The sequence below is a fragment of the Meishania litoralis genome, assembly GCF_042611095.1.
Taxonomy (GTDB): domain Bacteria; phylum Bacteroidota; class Bacteroidia; order Flavobacteriales; family Flavobacteriaceae; genus Meishania; species Meishania litoralis.
This window is the reverse complement of sequence record NZ_JBHFPV010000001.1, coordinates 1,525,111-1,543,052: the sequence shown is the minus strand read 5'-3', so window position 1 is coordinate 1,543,052 and position 17,942 is coordinate 1,525,111. Positions and strand designations below refer to the sequence as shown.

19 protein-coding genes are annotated in these 17,942 nt (G+C 42.9%); 8 read left to right on the top strand and 11 right to left on the bottom strand.

The window, feature by feature from the left end; all coding sequences use genetic code 11:
• Positions 1–44: 44 nt before the first annotated feature.
• From ACEZ3G_RS06885 to arfB, 7 genes are all read left to right on the top strand, one after another.
• Positions 45–689 carry a thymidine kinase gene (locus ACEZ3G_RS06885; protein ID WP_432424705.1) on the top strand — a complete coding sequence of 215 codons (645 nt, stop codon included), beginning with the start codon at positions 45–47 and terminating at the stop codon, positions 687–689.
• A complete protein-coding gene (gene alr, locus ACEZ3G_RS06880; protein WP_432424704.1) occupies positions 682–1,788 on the top strand; it encodes an alanine racemase in 1,107 nt (368 codons plus the stop codon). The genes ACEZ3G_RS06885 and alr overlap by 8 nt, the downstream gene beginning before the upstream one ends.
• Positions 1,789–1,880: 92 nt before the next feature.
• On the top strand, positions 1,881–2,282 hold the full coding sequence (mscL, locus tag ACEZ3G_RS06875) for a large conductance mechanosensitive channel protein MscL (RefSeq protein ID WP_432424703.1): 402 nt from the start codon (positions 1,881–1,883) through the stop codon (positions 2,280–2,282).
• 202 nt (positions 2,283–2,484) lie between these two features.
• Positions 2,485–3,474: an aspartate-semialdehyde dehydrogenase gene (locus ACEZ3G_RS06870; protein ID WP_432424702.1), complete on the top strand. Its 990-nt coding sequence runs from the start codon at positions 2,485–2,487 to the stop codon at positions 3,472–3,474.
• 94 nt (positions 3,475–3,568) lie between these two features.
• A complete protein-coding gene (locus ACEZ3G_RS06865; protein WP_432424701.1) occupies positions 3,569–5,725 on the top strand; it encodes a prolyl oligopeptidase family serine peptidase in 2,157 nt (718 codons plus the stop codon).
• A 77-nt stretch (positions 5,726–5,802) separates the two neighbouring features.
• On the top strand, positions 5,803–6,777 hold the full coding sequence (locus ACEZ3G_RS06860) for an ABC transporter ATP-binding protein (protein ID WP_432424700.1): 975 nt from the start codon (positions 5,803–5,805) through the stop codon (positions 6,775–6,777).
• 6 nt (positions 6,778–6,783) lie between these two features.
• Complete coding sequence (gene arfB, locus ACEZ3G_RS06855) at positions 6,784–7,188, top strand: alternative ribosome rescue aminoacyl-tRNA hydrolase ArfB (protein WP_432424699.1); 405 nt, start codon at positions 6,784–6,786, stop codon at positions 7,186–7,188.
• Between the two features lie 44 nt (positions 7,189–7,232).
• On the opposite strand, the gene ACEZ3G_RS06850 is transcribed toward arfB, so the two are convergent.
• The 11 genes from ACEZ3G_RS06850 to pdxA all read right to left on the bottom strand — a co-directional run bounded on the left by ACEZ3G_RS06850 (position 7,233) and on the right by pdxA (position 17,270).
• On the bottom strand, positions 7,233–7,997 hold the full coding sequence (locus ACEZ3G_RS06850; RefSeq protein WP_432424698.1) for a phosphatidylinositol-specific phospholipase C/glycerophosphodiester phosphodiesterase family protein: 765 nt from the start codon (positions 7,995–7,997) through the stop codon (positions 7,233–7,235).
• Positions 7,998–8,253: 256 nt separating this feature from the next.
• The gene (locus ACEZ3G_RS06845) at positions 8,254–9,354 is read right to left on the bottom strand and encodes an alkaline phosphatase family protein (RefSeq protein WP_432424697.1); all 1,101 of its coding nucleotides are present in this window, start codon (positions 9,352–9,354) and stop codon (positions 8,254–8,256) included.
• 21 nt (positions 9,355–9,375) lie between these two features.
• A complete protein-coding gene (locus ACEZ3G_RS06840; protein ID WP_432424696.1) occupies positions 9,376–9,834 on the bottom strand; it encodes a 3-oxoacyl-ACP synthase in 459 nt (152 codons plus the stop codon).
• Positions 9,835–9,840: 6 nt separating this feature from the next.
• On the bottom strand, positions 9,841–10,437 hold the full coding sequence (locus ACEZ3G_RS06835) for a hypothetical protein (protein ID WP_432424695.1): 597 nt from the start codon (positions 10,435–10,437) through the stop codon (positions 9,841–9,843).
• Positions 10,438–10,746: 309 nt separating this feature from the next.
• Positions 10,747–11,862, bottom strand: coding sequence for an NAD(P)/FAD-dependent oxidoreductase (locus ACEZ3G_RS06830; RefSeq protein ID WP_432424694.1), 1,116 nt, complete (start codon positions 11,860–11,862; stop codon positions 10,747–10,749).
• Between the two features lie 318 nt (positions 11,863–12,180).
• Positions 12,181–13,533: an acetyl-CoA carboxylase biotin carboxylase subunit gene (accC, locus tag ACEZ3G_RS06825; RefSeq protein ID WP_432424693.1), complete on the bottom strand. Its 1,353-nt coding sequence runs from the start codon at positions 13,531–13,533 to the stop codon at positions 12,181–12,183.
• Positions 13,534–13,612: 79 nt separating this feature from the next.
• Complete coding sequence (accB, locus tag ACEZ3G_RS06820; protein ID WP_432424692.1) at positions 13,613–14,101, bottom strand: acetyl-CoA carboxylase biotin carboxyl carrier protein; 489 nt, start codon at positions 14,099–14,101, stop codon at positions 13,613–13,615.
• A 35-nt stretch (positions 14,102–14,136) separates the two neighbouring features.
• Positions 14,137–15,132, bottom strand: coding sequence for a beta-ketoacyl-ACP synthase III (locus ACEZ3G_RS06815; RefSeq protein WP_432424691.1), 996 nt, complete (start codon positions 15,130–15,132; stop codon positions 14,137–14,139).
• Positions 15,133–15,345: 213 nt separating this feature from the next.
• Positions 15,346–15,543 (bottom strand): 50S ribosomal protein L32, encoded by a 198-nt coding sequence (gene rpmF / locus ACEZ3G_RS06810; protein ID WP_432424690.1) that lies wholly within the window; start codon positions 15,541–15,543, stop codon positions 15,346–15,348.
• A 6-nt stretch (positions 15,544–15,549) separates the two neighbouring features.
• A complete protein-coding gene (locus tag ACEZ3G_RS06805) occupies positions 15,550–16,077 on the bottom strand; it encodes a YceD family protein (RefSeq protein ID WP_432424689.1) in 528 nt (175 codons plus the stop codon).
• A 146-nt stretch (positions 16,078–16,223) separates the two neighbouring features.
• Complete coding sequence (pdxA, locus tag ACEZ3G_RS06800) at positions 16,224–17,270, bottom strand: 4-hydroxythreonine-4-phosphate dehydrogenase PdxA (RefSeq protein WP_432424688.1); 1,047 nt, start codon at positions 17,268–17,270, stop codon at positions 16,224–16,226.
• Between the two features lie 57 nt (positions 17,271–17,327).
• Here pdxA and ACEZ3G_RS06795 point away from each other — a divergent pair, with 57 nt between their 5' ends.
• Positions 17,328–17,927, top strand: coding sequence for a riboflavin synthase (locus tag ACEZ3G_RS06795; protein ID WP_432424687.1), 600 nt, complete (start codon positions 17,328–17,330; stop codon positions 17,925–17,927).
• The last annotated feature ends 15 nt before the right edge of the window (positions 17,928–17,942 follow it).

Genomic DNA, 17,942 nt, shown 5'->3' with positions numbered 1-17,942 from the left:
ACTATAAGAACGCAAAACCCCTTATTTTCGTCTAAAATTACAAAATGTTTCTCGAAAACACCGTTAATCACAAAGAACAGTTCGGCTGGATAGAAGTTATCTGCGGCTCAATGTTTTCGGGTAAGACAGAAGAACTGATCCGACGTTTAAAACGGGCCCAGTTCGCCAAGCAGAAAGTCGAGATATTCAAACCCATGGTCGATACGCGCTACAATGAAGACATGGTGGTCTCGCACGATGCCAACGAAATTCGCTCTACCCCTGTACCTGCCGCCGCCAATATTCGCATCTTGGGCGATACCTGTGATGTTGTCGGCATTGACGAGGCCCAGTTTTTCGATGATGAAATCGTCACTGTTTGCAACGATCTGGCCAATAAAGGGGTACGTGTAGTGGTTGCCGGACTGGATATGGATTTCAAGGGAAATCCTTTTGGGCCTATGCCGGCGTTGATGGCAACGGCCGAATATGTGACCAAAGTACACGCCATTTGTACCCGCACCGGAAATTTGGCCAACTACAGTTTTCGCAAATCGAGCAACGACAGTTTGGTTCTCTTGGGCGAAAACGAAGAGTATGAACCCTTAAGCCGGGCGGCCTTCTACAAAGCCATGCTCAAGGAGAGGGTAAAAGAAATGGATGTCGAATCTGAGGAAATATCTGCTAAAACAAAACGATCCAATGCCTAGAACCCGTGAGACGGTACTTGAAATCGACTTAAAGGCCCTTACCCACAATTATCGATTCTTAAGATCGAGACTACATTCCGAAACGAAATTTTTGGCCGTGGTGAAAGCCTTTGCCTATGGTAGTGATTCGATCCGCATCGCTCAAAGGTTGGAGGCCTTGGGTATCGATTATCTAGCAGTGGCCTATGTCGCCGAGGGCATTGCGCTACGTGATGCCGGAATAAAGACCCCCATTCTTGTACTGCATCCGCAATCGGTCAATTTTGACATAATGATAGCGCATTATCTAGAGCCGAGCCTTTATGCCCCTCGCATTTTAAAGGAATTTCTTGAAGCCCTGAAAAAACATAATCAAAAAGACTACCCCGTACATATTAAATTCAATACAGGTCTGAACCGACTCGGGTTTTGGGAAAATGATGTAGATTTTATTTTGGATCAGGTAAAAGGAAAAAACGATGTCAAAATTGTTTCGATATTTTCACACTTGGCGGCTTCAGAAGACCTGAACGAAAAGGGGTTCACCCAATCCCAAATCGAAAGTTTTAAGAAAATCGCTTCCGAAGTGAATCAAAAATTAGAATGTTCGCCGATACGGCATTTATTGAACACATCGGGTATTATAAACTATCCTGAGGCACAATTCGATATGGTACGGTGTGGAATCGGACTTTATGGATTTGGCAACGAGGCCAAAATCGACAAACAATTGAAGCCGATAGCGACGCTCAAAACCATTATTTCGCAGATCCACAGAATCGAGCCAGGTGAAACGGTAGGTTATAATAGGGCCTTTACATCTCAAAGCTATCGCGTAACCGCCACCCTTCCGTTGGGGCACGCCGATGGCATCGGAAGACATTACGGCAATGGAAAAGCTTTTGTAAAGATCAATGGAAAAATCGCACCAATCATTGGTAACGTATGTATGGACATGTTAATGATCGATATTACGGGAATCGAATGTAAAGAAGGTGATGAAGTCATTGTTTTCGGTCAGGATCCCTCTGCCGAAAAATTTGCTTCTACTGCAAATACCATTTCCTATGAGCTATTGACCGGCATATCGCAAAGGGTCAAACGTATTTTCATGGAATGAGCAGTTTTTGGCTTTTTGGGATATTGTCGTGGATTTCTTTTTTCACTAAATTGCAGTTCACAAAAATAATTAACCGCTAAAAACACTAAATCATGTTAAAAGAATTCAAGAATTTCATTATGACCGGAAACGTTATCGAGTTTGCGGTCGCCGTAATCATGGCCGGGGCCGTAGGTTTGGTCGTCAACGGTTTTGTTGCTGACATTATAATGCCTATTGTTGGTCATTTTGCAGGTGGAATGGATTTTTCCAATTTAAAAGTCGTTCTTTCCGAGGCTGTGGGTACTGAAGGAGCCGAAGGCTATGTTCCTGAAAATGCCATACGATGGGGTGCCTGGGTCAACACGCTTGTAAATTTGTTGATCGTGGGCTGGGTCATGTTCATAATCGTAAAGGCATATAATAAGACCAAGACGCCACCAGCCCCAGAAGCTCCCGCCGGGCCAACTACGGAAGAGTTGCTAACAGAAATCCGCGATGCATTAAAAAAGTAATTGACGAAATACCTTTGATAATGAATTATCAAGGAATACTGATACACAACCCTGCCTTTTGGCAGGGTTCTTTTTTGCCATAAAGCACAGCGAACATAATTGTTGTTTTTGTAACTTTTTGTTATATTAATATATTTTCTATCTTTTAACCTTGTACACCGAAAACTCTTGAACTACCTTTGCCTTTAAAATCAATTCGATTATGAAAGTAGCAGTAGTTGGTGCCACGGGCATGGTGGGCGAGGTAATGTTAAAAGTGCTTGCCGAGCGCAATTTTCCGATTACCGAGTTGTTATTGGTCGCTTCCGAAAGGTCTGTCGGTAAAAAATTATCTTTCAAGGACAAGGAATATACGGTCATAGGTCTTGCCGACGCTGTCGACGCACGCCCTGATATAGCCATTTTTTCGGCCGGGGGAGACACATCCCTGCAATGGGCGCCAAAATTCGCCGAGGTCGGTACAACGGTCGTAGATAATTCATCGGCTTGGCGTATGGATCCCACAAAAAAATTGATTGTCCCTGAAATAAATGCCCATGAATTGACCTCTGACGACAAGATCATTGCCAACCCTAACTGTTCGACGATACAAATGGTCATGGCATTGGCGCCCCTGCATAAAAAGTATAAAATGAAACGGGTGGTGGTCTCGACCTATCAGTCCGTTTCGGGCACAGGGGTAAAGGCAGTACAACAATTGGAAAACGAAATTGCAGGTATTCAGGGCGAAATGGCCTATCCATATCCCATTGGTCGAAATGCGCTGCCCCACTGCGATGTTTTCCTTGAAAATGGGTATACCAAAGAAGAAATGAAATTGGCAAGGGAGCCACAAAAAATACTGGACGACCGCTCATTTTCGGTTACCGCGACCGCTGTTCGCATACCGACCTCAGGGGGGCATTCAGAATCGGTGAACGTGGCCTTTGAAAACGATTTTGAGCTCAATGAGGTACGAAAGTTATTGAACGATACTCCCGGCATAACGGTACAGGATAATCCTGAAACCAACACCTATCCCATGCCTATTTATGCACATGATAAAGATGAGGTTTTCGTCGGTCGTATACGAAGAGACGAAACCCAGCGAAACACGTTGAATATGTGGATCGTATCTGACAATCTCAGAAAGGGCGCGGCGACCAACGCCGTTCAAATAGCAGAATACTTGGTGGAAAAAAAGCTGGTATAAACACCTTGGTCAAAAAATGTTAAAACCTTCAAAACGTGTACGTTTTGAAGGTTTTTTTATGGTATTTTTAGTCCTTATCAAACACTCGACCGACATGAAAAGACCATTACTGTTTATCTCAATTGTACTTCTAATATTGTCTTGTAATACCGAAACCAAAAAAGAACCCTTTACCGTGAACTACCCGCTAACCGCCAAAGCCGACTCAGCGGCAACCTATTTTGGAACCCAAGTTAAAGACCCATACCGTTGGTTGGAGGACGATCGTAGTGCCGAAACCGAAAACTGGGTCAAAAAGCAGAACGAGGTCACCTTCGGATATCTGGACAATATCCCCTTTCGAAAAGACCTTAAAAACCGTCTTGAAAAACTATGGAACTATGAGAAGTTGGGCGCCCCTTTCAAGGAAGGCGACTATACTTACTTTTATAAGAACGACGGGCTACAGAATCAGTATGTGGTCTATCGACAAAAGGACGATGAAAATCCCGAAGTTTTTTTAGACCCCAATGAATTTTCGAAAGATGGCACTACCTCTTTGGCCGGACTAAGTTTTACAAAAGACGGCTCTATGGCCGCCTATTTGATTTCTGAAGGTGGTAGCGACTGGCGCAAGGCCATCGTTCGCAATGCGGAAACCAAGGAAATTATTGAAGATACCTTGGTCGATATCAAGTTCAGTGGTATATCCTGGAAGGGCAACGACGGTTTTTATTACTCTAGTTATGACAAACCCAAGGGCAGTGAGCTATCGGCCAAAACGGATCAGCACAAGGTATACTACCATAAGCTAGGCACGCCTCAAAAAGATGATGTTATAATTTATGGGGGCACACCAAACGAAAGGCATAGATACGTCGGAGCCTATTTAACGCATGATCAAAGTTATTTGGTGCTTACGGCTTCGACTTCCACTTCGGGCAATAAACTTTTTATCAAAGACCTGACCCAGCCCAATTCAAAACTGGTAACTGTTCTTGATCATACTGATTCAGATAGCTATGTCATCGACAATGTAGGCTCAAAACTCTATATCGTAACCAATATGGGAGCGCCAAATAAAAAAGTGGTAACCGTCGATGCCTCGAATCCAGCTTCAGAGAATTGGGTCGATTTTATTCCCGAGACCGAAAACGTACTTTCACCGAATACTGGCGGGGGCTATTTTTTCGCCGAATATATGGTCGACGCCATTTCCAAGGTGCTACAATATGATTACGAAGGTAATTTGGTCAGGCAGGTTGACCTCCCCGGATTAGGGAGCGCCAATGGCTTTGGTGGCAAGAAAGAAGAAAAGGAATTTTATTTTTCATTTACCAACTACAATACCCCGGGATCCTCTTACAAGTACAATGTCGAAACCGGGGAATACGAACAATATTGGAAGCCCGATATTGATTTTAATCCCGATGACTATGAGTCGCATCAAGTATTTTATAACTCAAAGGACGGAACAAAAGTTCCAATGATCATAACCCACAAGAAAGGATTAGAGCGAAATGGAAAAAATCCCACGATTCTTTATGGATATGGTGGCTTTGACATTAGCCTTACCCCCTCGTTCAGCATTGCCAATGCCGTATGGATGGAACAAGGCGGAATCTATGCCGTGCCAAACCTGCGCGGGGGTGGTGAGTACGGAAAAAAATGGCATGAAGCGGGCATCAAGACCAAAAAACAGAACGTTTTTGACGACTTTATCGCCGCAGGCGAATACCTTATCAATGAAAACTATACCTCATCGGATTATTTGGCAATAAGAGGCGGCAGTAATGGTGGCCTTCTCGTCGGTGCCACGATGACCCAACGCCCAGATTTAATGAAAGTCGCCCTGCCCGCGGTAGGTGTTTTGGATATGCTGCGTTATCATACGTTTACCGCAGGTGCTGGTTGGGCCTATGACTACGGAACGGCAGAAGATAGCAAAGAAATGTTCGAATATCTCAAGGGTTATTCGCCCGTTCATAATGTTAAGGTGGGAACGGAATATCCTGCCACCTTGATAACCACCGGAGACCACGATGACCGTGTCGTGCCCGCACATAGTTTCAAGTTCGCTGCAGAACTACAAGAAAAACAAGCGGGAAGCAACCCTACCTTGATCCGGATCGAGACCAATGCCGGTCACGGTGCCGGAAAACCCACCAGTAAGATCATTGAAGAGTATGCCGATATTTTCGGATTTACATTTTTTAATATGGGATATCAAGAATTACCGAACAAAGCGGTAATGAAAGAATTTAAGGAATGACCGTCAATATTTTTAACTAAAATCCGTTTCAATTGGAAACGGATTTTTTTTATTCCCTTCCAAGTATATTTTCAATCATGCTTCAAGTCGACCATGTTTCTTTTTCCTATGATGAAGTCCCTGTTTTGAACGACATCAATCTTAAAGTGGCCAAAGGCGAGCATGTTTCCATAATCGGGGAGAGTGGTTGCGGTAAAAGCACCCTGCTCAAAATTATATATGGTCTCTTGCACGTTGAAGAGGGTAAGGTATATTGGGGCGAAAACCAGATACTCGGACCACTTTACAATTTGGTGCCGGGTGAAGCTTACATGAAATATTTGGCACAAGACTTTGATTTGATGCCGTTCACCTCGGTCTATGAGAACATCAGTGAGCATCTTTCAGTATTGGAGCCCGAGTTTCTAAAAGAGCGGACAGACGAGCTCTTGGAAATGATCGAAATGACGCCATTTGCCAAAACCAAGATAAAGAACCTCAGTGGCGGACAGCAGCAAAGGGTAGCACTGGCAAGGGTCTTGGCACAAAAACCCGAAATCTTATTGCTCGATGAGCCTTTTAGCCATATCGATAATTTCAGAAAGAACAGCTTACGCCGAAACCTCTTTGCCTATCTTAAAAACAAGGACATTACGGTACTGACCGCAACCCACGACCATAACGATATGCTTCCGTTCGCAGATCGGGTAATTGTCTTGAAGGATACAAAGATTATCGCAAAAGACACACCTAAAAATCTTTTTGAACATCCTAAAGACCTATACATAGCATCGCTGTTCGGTGAGGCCAACCGAATACCTATCAATATCGTCAAGACCTATGCGGACACGAAACGCCGCATAATCGTCTATGCCCATGAATTTAAGGTCTCGGAAAAATCAGGTCTGGAAGTTGTGGTCAAAGGTTCTTATTATATGGGTGGGCATTATATGATCGTGGGCACTTATGAAGGGCAGAATATCTATTTCAATCACGATCAAACCATTGAAGTAGGCAAAACCGTTTTTCTTAATATTGCAATCGAAGTCATCAATCAACGGTTGAATATATAGCCTGGTTTGAATAAAGAACAAGTACTCCAAGAACTTTTGTTTAAAGCCGTGCGCAGTGGTGGTGCGGGCGGACAGCATGTCAATAAAGTGTCCACCAAAATCGAGCTGGCCTTTGACATTGATAATTCCAACGCCTTTACCGCAACTGAAAAGAGCCGTATTCTTCTAAAATTGGGCAATCGACTGACCAAAGAAAACATACTTCTGTTACAATGTGACGAAAGTCGCAGTCAGCATAAGAATAAAGAACTGGTCATCGAGCGTCTGTTCGTGATTTTGGAAAACGCCTTAAAAGTTCATAAAAAAAGGCGCAAGACCAAACCTACCAGATTGTCGATTGAAAAACGGCTAAAAAGTAAGAAGAAGACTGCCCAGAAAAAAACAAATCGTTCAAAACACGATCTTGGCTAGAAAACGGTCTTGTTTCAACTTGAATCAAACGAAATTACATTTCTTTATTCCTTTGTATTTGCATTTAGTTTGTTCAAATACCCGGCACATTCAAAAGGCATATCGGTATTGATAAAATCCACTCCCAAATGCACCAAGGTTTTCCAAGCCGTTTTTGAATCGGGTGTGGCCCAGAATCGAAAAGGTTTTCCCAAAGCGTGTGCTTTTTCAATGGCCGAAACGATCTTCTTTTCATCTTCAGATGTCGGTCTGCCTTTTCCGTTCCACGCCGAGAAATTTTTGAAGCTCAAACTGACCAGTGCAATTTTTTCTAAAATGGACGTATCATTGACAGCATCCAAACTTTGATAATCGAAGTGAATGAAATCGGGATAATCGATATATTCGGAGGCCTTCGGCCGATTGCCCGAAATCACTATGGAAACGGAGTTACTATTTATGATGGAAGGATATTTTTTTATGGAGGCAACGATCGCATCTAAAGTGCCATAGGCTTCCGATTTAATATCAATAAGCAATTGAAAAGGTTGGCCGTCAATAAAACCTATTTCCAAACTCTTCGCTAGCGGCTTCAAATATAATTTTTCAAGATTTCTGAGTGTATCGATCTCATTTTGGGTATGGGCGACCAACAATTCGTCTCCGACCAAAAAAACATCGGCTTCTACAGAGCTTGCACTCGCTGAAAGGGCCTTCCAGAACGGGACATTTTGCAAATAGTCGTTATGGGAATGTACTCGAAAACCATTAATGTTCTGCGCAAAGGAAAAGCCGGAAATCAGTACTATGAGAAAGGTTAATATTTTCATCTGCTTAGTTTTGATCGTCTTTTGGTTTCACTAAAAACAAGCTTTTTCAAAATATTTTTGTTCGCCTATATAAAAGATTACCGTTCTGTGACGAACATTATAGAACCGAATATTCCAAAAACTAAAAAACCGGTATATAGGACGCATACCGGTTTTTGACAAACTAACTCAAACTTCTTCAATTAATCGCACGATAAAAATCGAATTTTAGACTTTTGTAATGGTTAACTAAAGGTCATCAAACCATTATTAAATCTCAATTTTTGTCGAATAGAAGCTCAATAGGTTTGCCATCGGTTTGTCCTGCGTCAAATTTTAAGTCCAATACTTTCAAAATTGTGGGTGCGATCATATTGCTGTACAATTGTCCTTCATTGGCCTCACCTATAGGAGATACACCTTTTCCGAAAATGATTAGCCAAACACTGCCCGCCCCATTGATTTCCTTGCCATGCCCTGTCCATGTTTTTAAGGGTTTTGTTCCCCTTCCATGGTCGGTCGAAACGATAAACAACGTGTTGTCTTTATAAAAAGGGTCGTTTTGGGTGAAATTCCATAGCTCTTCTATCATCGAATCGGTTGTACGGGCCGATTTTAAATAGGCATCATATTCACCTTCATGGGCAAAATCATCGGTTTCCCCATAAGAAATGTATACTAAACTCGGATGTTCCTTTTTCATATGCTCCAGCGCATAATTATGGGTAAAAGCATCTAACCTAACGGTACCCCAAGGGCTTGGGACCATAGGTTGCAGCTCGTTCAGGAATTTTTCACGATCCGTCAGATTATTTCCTTTGGCCAACTCGAACCCGGCATTGACAGGAACCCCTGAACGTTCTTCGTTTATGATAAAGGGGAATACATCCCAACTGCCAAAGCCGGCGACTTTTCCCCTGTATCGCGGATCGTTATTTGCAATCTCTAAGACCGTCTTGTTCGGATTGTTTATCTTGTCATTACTGGTTAACCTTTGGTCATCGGCCTTGCCCGTCAAGATTTCGTTATACCCCGGATAGGAAAACCACATGGCATTGGTCAAATCTACTTTGCTTCCCAGATTACGGTTGCCATGTATTTGGCCCATTTTTGAAACTTCGCCCCAAAGGAAGGGCATCAATACATTTCGCCTTTCGACCGGAGAATCGCGCCAAAAACGTTTTTTTAATTCGGTAGTATCACCAACGTACTCTTTGTTCGTTATCAGTAAGGAATCGGCACCTGTAAAAAGTTCCTGCCAGCGAAAGCCGTCCAACGTAATCAATATTACTTTTTTGTCAATTGATTGCTGGGCATTTAGCATTGTAATACCCAAAATTGACCACATGGTGATTTTAAAAAATGTCTTTGCCTTCATTTCTAGTGTTATTTGAGAAGCCTATGAAATTTCCAAGATAGTAAAATCTTCTTCTTTGAATGAAAATATTTCCCCGACAGAACTGCCGAGCAATAATTTGCCTATCGGGGTGCTTATTGATATACAATATACCAAGGTTTGGCCGCTTTTGAATTCGCCTGCCGAAATCGATAAAAAATAACTTGCCTTAGTGGTCTTTACCAAGCTTCCCAATGCCACCTTATCGAATCGAGCATTGATATCGACCTTAGAAAGCGTAACCTTGGTCGCCTCGGCTTCGGCGAGTTGTCGGCCCAATTTTCCCCTTTCAAGTTGCAACATGGCACGGCCGGTCTCATGTTTGTCACCCGCACTGCTCTTGGTCTCAGAGGTCAACGCTTGCCGAAAACCATCTATTTGCCCAAGAATCCTGAAAATTCTAGTCTGAATATAGTCCTCACAGAACCGTAGAAGTTGTTTTTTTGAGACAGATTCGGTCATTGCCAACTACTCCTCGAAATGATAAAGGTCCGCCAGTTTATAAACCAAAAAGCCGACGACATTGCCTTCACCATGGCCTTTTTGAAGCATTTGTCGCACTTCATCGGCGTGTTCGGCCTTAAAAAAATCAAGGTCGTCAGTGCCAAATTCACTGAAAATGTTCCATGATTTAAGTCCTTCCAGCATTTTACGATGTGCCTTGTACCGTTCATTCACAGCTTCCAACTTCTGGCGAATCGATTTGTCTTTTTGGGCCTCGGCCAAATTGGCTTGGGTATTCCAATCTAGGTAATCTTTTTCAAGACGGCTGTCGGCCATCTCGGCTTCGGCAATAATCTTGGCATAGGCCCTATGAACCAAAAAATCATATTTGTCGGCAAAACCGTCAACATATACCTTATTGTCAACGGCGGGCCCAGAAACAATTTCCGTTTCATCGGTACTTGCATAGAAGTCATTGTTTTCGGCAGTTAGCGGGCCATTGTCTTGCCTAAGGGCATCCCGCCATGCCTGTGATTTCAACACTTCTTTCCAAGCCTTTTCGTAACGTACTTCATATGTGTTTTTCGATGTGCCGCAGCTTGCCAAAAAAACAAGGAACATCAATAGTGCGCACTTTTTTCGTAAAAACCTTTGTATGCTTACTCCCATCTCAATAACATTAAACCCTTCGGGAATTATGTTTTAACTATCAAAGTGCCAAACATAAAACCAAAAGATGTGCAACTCATAGATTGCACAAGTTCCAATTCATAAAGTGGGGTTAAATTCAGACTTGTTTGGACCCAAGTCGTCCAGAATATTCAAATCATAAGGATTTAGGGGATACCAAGATAAGAAGAATGGTGAAAAAACCTTCGAAAAAAGGACAATCGTTATCAAAAACCAGTTAAAAACATCGAAGGAACGAGACTAGATCAACTCTGCCAGTTCTCTGCCAACTGCGCTGCCTATCGCAATACCCATTCCGCCCAAACGCACACCACAACATACATTGTCGGAAAGTTGTTTCACAATCGGTCGTTTTTGATCGCCAATACCCATGATACCGCTCCACCGTCGATCGACCTCTAAATGAGTTTTAGGGAGTATTGTATCAGTAAGCAGGGTTTCCAGTTTATTTTGAATTATATCAGTCTCACCAAATTCACTGGTCTCTTCGCCCTTAAAGTCAAGGTTTCGCCCGCCACCAAGTAAAATTCTGTTGTCGATGTTTCTAAAATAATAGTAGCCTTCATCCAAATGAAAGGTTCCCTTTATATGCAAATTCTTGATGGGTCTGGTAATCAAAACCTGTGCCCGCGCCGGTCTAACATTTTCTATCGCGAGTTCTGAAGCGAACCCGTTTGTAGCGATAAGCAGTTTATCGGTCTTGAAATCAAATTTTTCGGTGGCTACCTCGACTCCATTTCCGGTTTCGGCAAAACCCGTGACCCTAACGGCATTTAAAATAGTGGTCTTGCCCTTTAAAACTTTCTCAAGTAAGGTCTTCATTAATTTTCCGGTATGCAACTGGCCTTCGAAACGGTTTGAAATATAACTTTCATATATATTCGCAAATTCAAAGGAATTCTCATTTACCTGAAAAGCCTTCTCGAAAAAAACAGGTTCAAGTAGTTCGTTTATATCATCCAATTTTGACCTGCACTCTTCATATAGCCTCGCATTTGCTTTCACAAAGAGTTCGTGCCCACCATCATATCGATGAAAGCCAATATTCAAATCTCCCAATGTATTTCTAAGCAGTTTTATGCCTTCATAACGCCTCTTGACCAGCTCTTGAACTTCACTCTCGCTATGTGATCTTAAATCGGAAATTATCTCGGAAATGCTGCCAAAACATGCAAATCCTGCATTTTTGGTGCTCGCTCCTTGGGGTAAGCTACCTTTCTCCAAAACCAAAATTCTGGCTTTTGGATATTGCCTTTGAAGGTTCAAGGCACAGCTAAGCCCAACGATACCACTGCCGATAATGGTAAAATCGATGTTCGAAAACCAGGTTTTATATTCCCAATAACTTAAGTTCATGGGCCAAAAATAACTACTAATCACAAATTGAATCGCTGACCGCTTTAAATGCGTCATATACACGTTCAGACCAATCGGTCTTTCGGTGTGTCCAAAATTATTACTGTTGCCGGAACATTACTCGATTTTATGCTATAATTGAGCGATAAAATGCTTTAATGAGCTTATGTTCGATGGTTGAATTAAATTGAACCGACCAAGAAGTTTGTGGGCGTCGCTGGCCAAGCCGATCGCCTTACTTCTAAATGGGCATTTTATTATTCCTAAAAACGGTTTTGGAAATAAAAAAATCCCGATTTACATCGGGATTTTCAATTTCTATTCCTCAGGTTGGGGATCCATTTTAAAATCTTCCATGAACTTCGTGGTATAATTACCGGCCAAGTAATCGGGATGGTCCATAAGCTGTCTGTGGAAGGGAATCGTTGTTTTGATTCCTTCGATGACAAACTCATCCAAGGCACGCTTCATCTTGTTTATCGCTTCTTCTCGGGTCTGGGCCGTAGTAATCAGCTTGGCGATCATCGAATCATAGTTCGGAGGGATTATGTACCCACTATATACATGGGTATCCATGCGTACACCATGTCCTCCAGGGGTATGCAACGTCGTAATCCTTCCTGGCGAGGGCCTAAAACCATTATATGGATCTTCTGCATTGATCCTGCACTCGATCGAATGTAATTTAGGGGTATAGTTCTTGCCAGATATGGGCACCCCGCCCGCTACCAATATTTGTTCACGGATCAGATCATAGTCGATGACCTGCTCGGTAATAGGATGTTCGACCTGTATACGGGTGTTCATCTCCATAAAATAGAACTTGCGGTGTTTATCGACCAAAAATTCGATGGTTCCCGCTCCTTCATACTTTATATACTCGGCAGCCTTTACCGCGGCCTTCCCCATAGCATCCCTCAATTTGTCAGTCATAAAAGGGGATGGGGTCTCTTCTGTCAATTTTTGATGCCGTCTTTGTATGGAACAATCCCTTTCCGAAAGGTGGCAGGCCTTGCCGTACTGATCGCCTACAATCTGGATTTCGATATGGCGCGGTTCCTCGATCAGTTTTTCCATATACATGCCCCCATTTCCAAAAGCTGCGGTGGCTTCCTTGACGGCACTGTTGAAAAGTTCTTCCATGTCGTCCTCCTTCCAAACGGCGCGCATGCCTTTTCCTCCACCGCCTGCCGTGGCCTTTATCATAACAGGATAGCCCATTTTTTTGGCTACTTTTTTGGCATCGGCGACGTCTTTTAGTAATCCGTCAGACCCAGGCACGGTAGGAACGCCTGCTTTTTTCATGGTCGCTTTGGCCGTTGCCTTATCGCCCATTTTGTCAATTTGATCCCCTGAGGCGCCAATAAACTTAATGTCGTGCTCAGCACAGATTCTTGAAAACTTGGAATTTTCTGAAAGAAACCCATAGCCGGGGTGTATGGCATCGGCATTGGTTATTTCGGCGGCGGCGATTATATTCGGTATTTTGAGGTATGATTCGCTGCTCGGTGCAGGGCCTATGCAAACGGCCTCATCGGCAAAACGGACGTGCAGGCTTTCTTCGTCGGCTTTTGAATAGACCGCCACGGTCTTAATACCCATTTCCTTGCAGGTTCTAATGACCCGAAGTGCAATTTCTCCCCTATTTGCAATTAATATTTTTTTGAACATAACAGTCTCAAGTTCCAAACTCCAAACAATAAATTCCTTTTAAACAGTGGGAATTCATTGTTCGAAATTCGTGTTTACATTAAGATGGATCTACTAAGAACAAGGGCTGGTCAAACTCTACCGGAGAAGAATCTTCCACCAGAACTTTAACAATCTTGCCGGAAACCTCTGATTCGATATCATTAAATAGCTTCATCGCCTCGATTACGCATAAAACATCTCCTTTGGCTATGTCTCCCCCGACCTCGACAAAAGGCGGTTTATCAGGTGATGGTTTACGGTAAAAAGTGCCTATGATCGGTGATTTGATGGTAATGTACTTCGAGTCATCTTCTTTTGGCTTTTGCTCGGTGGTTTCAGACGTGGCCGGGATGTGAGCAACGGGAGCTTGTGCCATGGGCGGAATCGGAGCCTGCGCAAGCGGTATCTGTTGTACATATGTTGTCTCGGGATGATCTCCCGCACCTGTCTTGATGGTAATCTTGAGGTCTTCCATCTCCAGTTTTACCTCGCTTGCGCCAGATTTGGCCACAAACTTGATAAGGCTTTGAATGTCTTTGATGTCCATTGAATTTATATTAGTTAAGCAATCGGTTAGTCTCGTCAATTATAAGCCCATTTCAAATAAATGGAACCCCAAGTAAATCCACCTCCAAAGGCTGCGAATACCAGATTATCACCTTTTTTCAGTTGATGTTCATAGTCGTTCAATAGCAATGGCAACGTTGCCGACGTTGTATTGCCATATCGTTGAATGTTCATCATGACCTTGGTACTCTCGAGTCCCATTCTTTTGGCCGTGGCATCGATAATGCGCTTATTGGCCTGATGCGGCACCAGCCAAGAAACATCGGTATGCGCCAAATTGTTACGAACCATGATCGTTTCTGCTACTTCGGCCATGTTCGATACTGCAAACTTAAAGACGGTTTTCCCATCCTGATATATAAAGTGCTGTTTGTTTTTTACCGTTTCTTCAGATGCGGGCAACAAAGACCCGCCAGCGTCCATACCTAGAAATGGTCTTCCCGAACCATCAGCTCTTAAATAGGCGTCCTGTAATCCGAGACCCTCTTCGTTGGGCTCAAAAAGTACGGCCCCTGCACCGTCACCAAAAATGATGCAAGTCGTTCTATCGGTATAGTCGATTATGGAAGACATTTTATCAGCTCCTATCAGAAGTACCTTTTTATACCGCCCAGCTTCTATAAAACTTGCCGCCGTCGACATTCCGAACAAAAAACTTGAACAGGCCGCCAACAAATCATAGGCGAAGGCATTGGTCGCGCCAATTTCTGAAGCAACGAAAGCCGCTGTCGAAGCGACCATACTATCAGGCGTCGCCGTTGCAACTATGACCAAATCGATGTCTTTTGGGTCGATGTTCTTTTTGCTCAATAGATTCTCTACGGCTTTGATCGCAAGATAGGAGGAACCACTGCCTTCCTCGGGCTTTAAGATTCTTCTTTCTTTGATGCCCGTTCTTGTAGTTATCCATTCATCATTGGTCTCTACCATACCCTCCAACATTTTATTGGTCAGTACAAATTTCGGAACATAGCCCCCTACAGCGGTTATAGCTGCTGATAGTTTCCCCATTCAAAAATTGATTTTAAATATCAAAAACGCTTCAAAACGAGGTGAAAAGTACTGATTTTTTGTGACTTTCGACCAAAAATGCCCTCTTTTCGCCACTTCTTGAAATATCATATCGGCTTTGATACATATCGTCTATTTCATGCCGATTTAACATACAAACATAAAAAACTCCCGTTAATGACGACGGGAGTGCAGTTTTAAGGGAATAATGTGTTATACTTCAGCCTCTTCGGTCTTATCGATCAAGACCTGGCCCTTATAGTACAATTTTCCTTCATGCCAATGAGCTCTGTGATACAAGTGCATTTCGCCAGTAGTCGGGTCGGTCGCCAAAGTCGGGGCAACAGCTTTATAGTGTGTTCTTCTTTTGTCCCTTCTGGTCTTCGAAATTTTTCTCTTAGGATGTGCCATTGTAACTTATTTATCCGTTAGTAATTTTTTTAAAGCATCCCATCTGGGATCATTATCTTCTTTATTTTCTGACTCTTTTGGTCCAAGTTCTGCCAATCTATCAAGTGCATCGGACTTTAACGTGCCATCTGCAATTCCTGGATGAACCCTTTTTTGAGGTACCGCCAAGACCAACATCTCATATATGTACTGCGCAATATTGACTTGGTGCTCGCCATGCGGAATAATCAATATTTCGTCATCGTCATCGTTGAACTCATCTCCGAATTTCACTACGAGTTGCAATTCTGAAGCGACAGGTTGATCATATGGCTCGTTTGTCAAGTCACAATCGACATTGACCGTTCCCTCTGCGTCGAAGTCAAGTTCGAGCATGGTACTTGTCTTATTCAGCATCACATTCAACTCAATATGTGCATCATTGAACTCATTATACCCAAAAGATTCAAAGAACTTGTTCTCGATTATATAATCAAATCGGTGTTTACCCTGCTTCAATCCTGAAAAAGGAATATAGTATTCCTTATGCTTCATCTTATACAACACAAATTCGACAAAAATACCCGTTCAAAACGGGCTGCAAAGATAACATTATTTTGAAAATGGCCAATATGTTAAGCAAAATAAACGTTGATTCAATTGCCGCCCAAAGATTCAAATGCATTGTATATCAACACCTACTATCGCCTTGTACGCTGCTTTTGCAATACGTTATCGGTCAATCCTTGATGTTCGGTGCGATTTCTATAGATTTCGATGGCCGTAAAGACGGCTTCCTTGAACGAACTGTGGTCTGCTTTTCCTTTGCCTGCAATTTCATAGGCCGTGCCGTGATCGGGCGAAGTACGTACCTTTGAAAGCCCGGCTGTAAAATTAACTCCTTTCCCGAAAGACAATGTTTTAAACGGAATCAAGCCTTGGTCGTGATAGGCCGCCAAGATGGCGTCGAACTTCATATACATATCTGAACCAAAGAAACTGTCTGCCGAATAGGGGCCGAACACCAAATGGCCGGCATCTGACATCTCTTTGATTACCGGTTTTAAAACCTCATTATCTTCCTTTCCGATAACGCCGTTGTCACCACTATGTGGATTGATTCCCAATAATGCGACTTTGGGACGTCGAATTCCGAAATCCATTAAAAGTGATTTTTCGATTATACGCACCTTGGTGCGTATCAGTATCGGATTGATCGCCGCCGGCGCATCCTTAACGGCGACATGGTCTGTCAAAAGGCCTATCTTTAGCTTATCGGCTACCATGAACATCAAGCTTTCGCCTTGCAACTCTTGCGCCAAATAGTCGGTATGCCCTGGAAAATCAAAGTCTTCGGCCTGAATATTGTTCTTGTTTATAGGAGCGGTGACCAGCACGTCTATTTCATCGTTCTTTAAAGCCTCTACGGCTTTTTTTAACGATTTTATGGCAAATCTGCCCGCTTCTTCTGTTGCCTCCCCAAATTGAATGTTCGGTACTTCTTTCCAAACGTTTACGACATTGATTTTTCCATCGATTGCTTTTGATGCTTCATTGATACCGTTGTATTTTACTTCAATACCCAATGTGTTTTTTTGAAATGAAATGGTCTTGTTAGAAGCAAAGATTATCGGGGTACAAAAATCGAGCATTCTTGAATCGGCAAAAGTTTTCAAGATGACCTCGCAGCCGATTCCGTTCAAATCCCCGACCGATATCCCCAGTCTTATTTTGACGTTTTCAAGCATTATATCTTTACCTTTGTGAGCGAGTTAAGGCACAAAACTACTTAATTTAAACGGAATATGTTTACGGGCATCATCGAAACATTGGGCGAAATTACGGCCCTAAAAAAAGACGGAAGCAACCTTGACCTGACCGTTGCCTCTTCTTTGGCCCAAGAACTTAAAATAGACCAGAGCATTGCACATAACGGGGTATGTTTAACGGTAATTTCATTAAATGAAAATGTCTATACCGTTACCGCAATCGCTGAAACTTTGCAGAAAACCAATTTGGGAAGTCTTGAAGTAGGTGATAAAATAAATCTTGAGCGTGCCATGGTTTTGGGCTCGCGCCTAGATGGCCACATAGTACAGGGCCATATAGACCAAACAGGGACATGTACCTCGATCGAGGAAAAAAACGGCAGTTGGATCTTCTCTTTTGAATATGACAGCTCTAAAAACAACCCGACCATCGAAAAAGGGTCGATTACAATCGACGGGGTTAGCCTTACCGTCATAGATTCGGGAGTAAGTACGTTCAGTGTAGCCATTATTCCATACACCTACGAGCATACCAGGTTCAATACTTATCAAGTAGGTTCGGCCGTAAACCTTGAATTTGATGTCATCGGCAAATATGTCGCAAAGCTGATGTCATCACATGGGGCAAAAGAATAAAGTATCTTCTTCAAG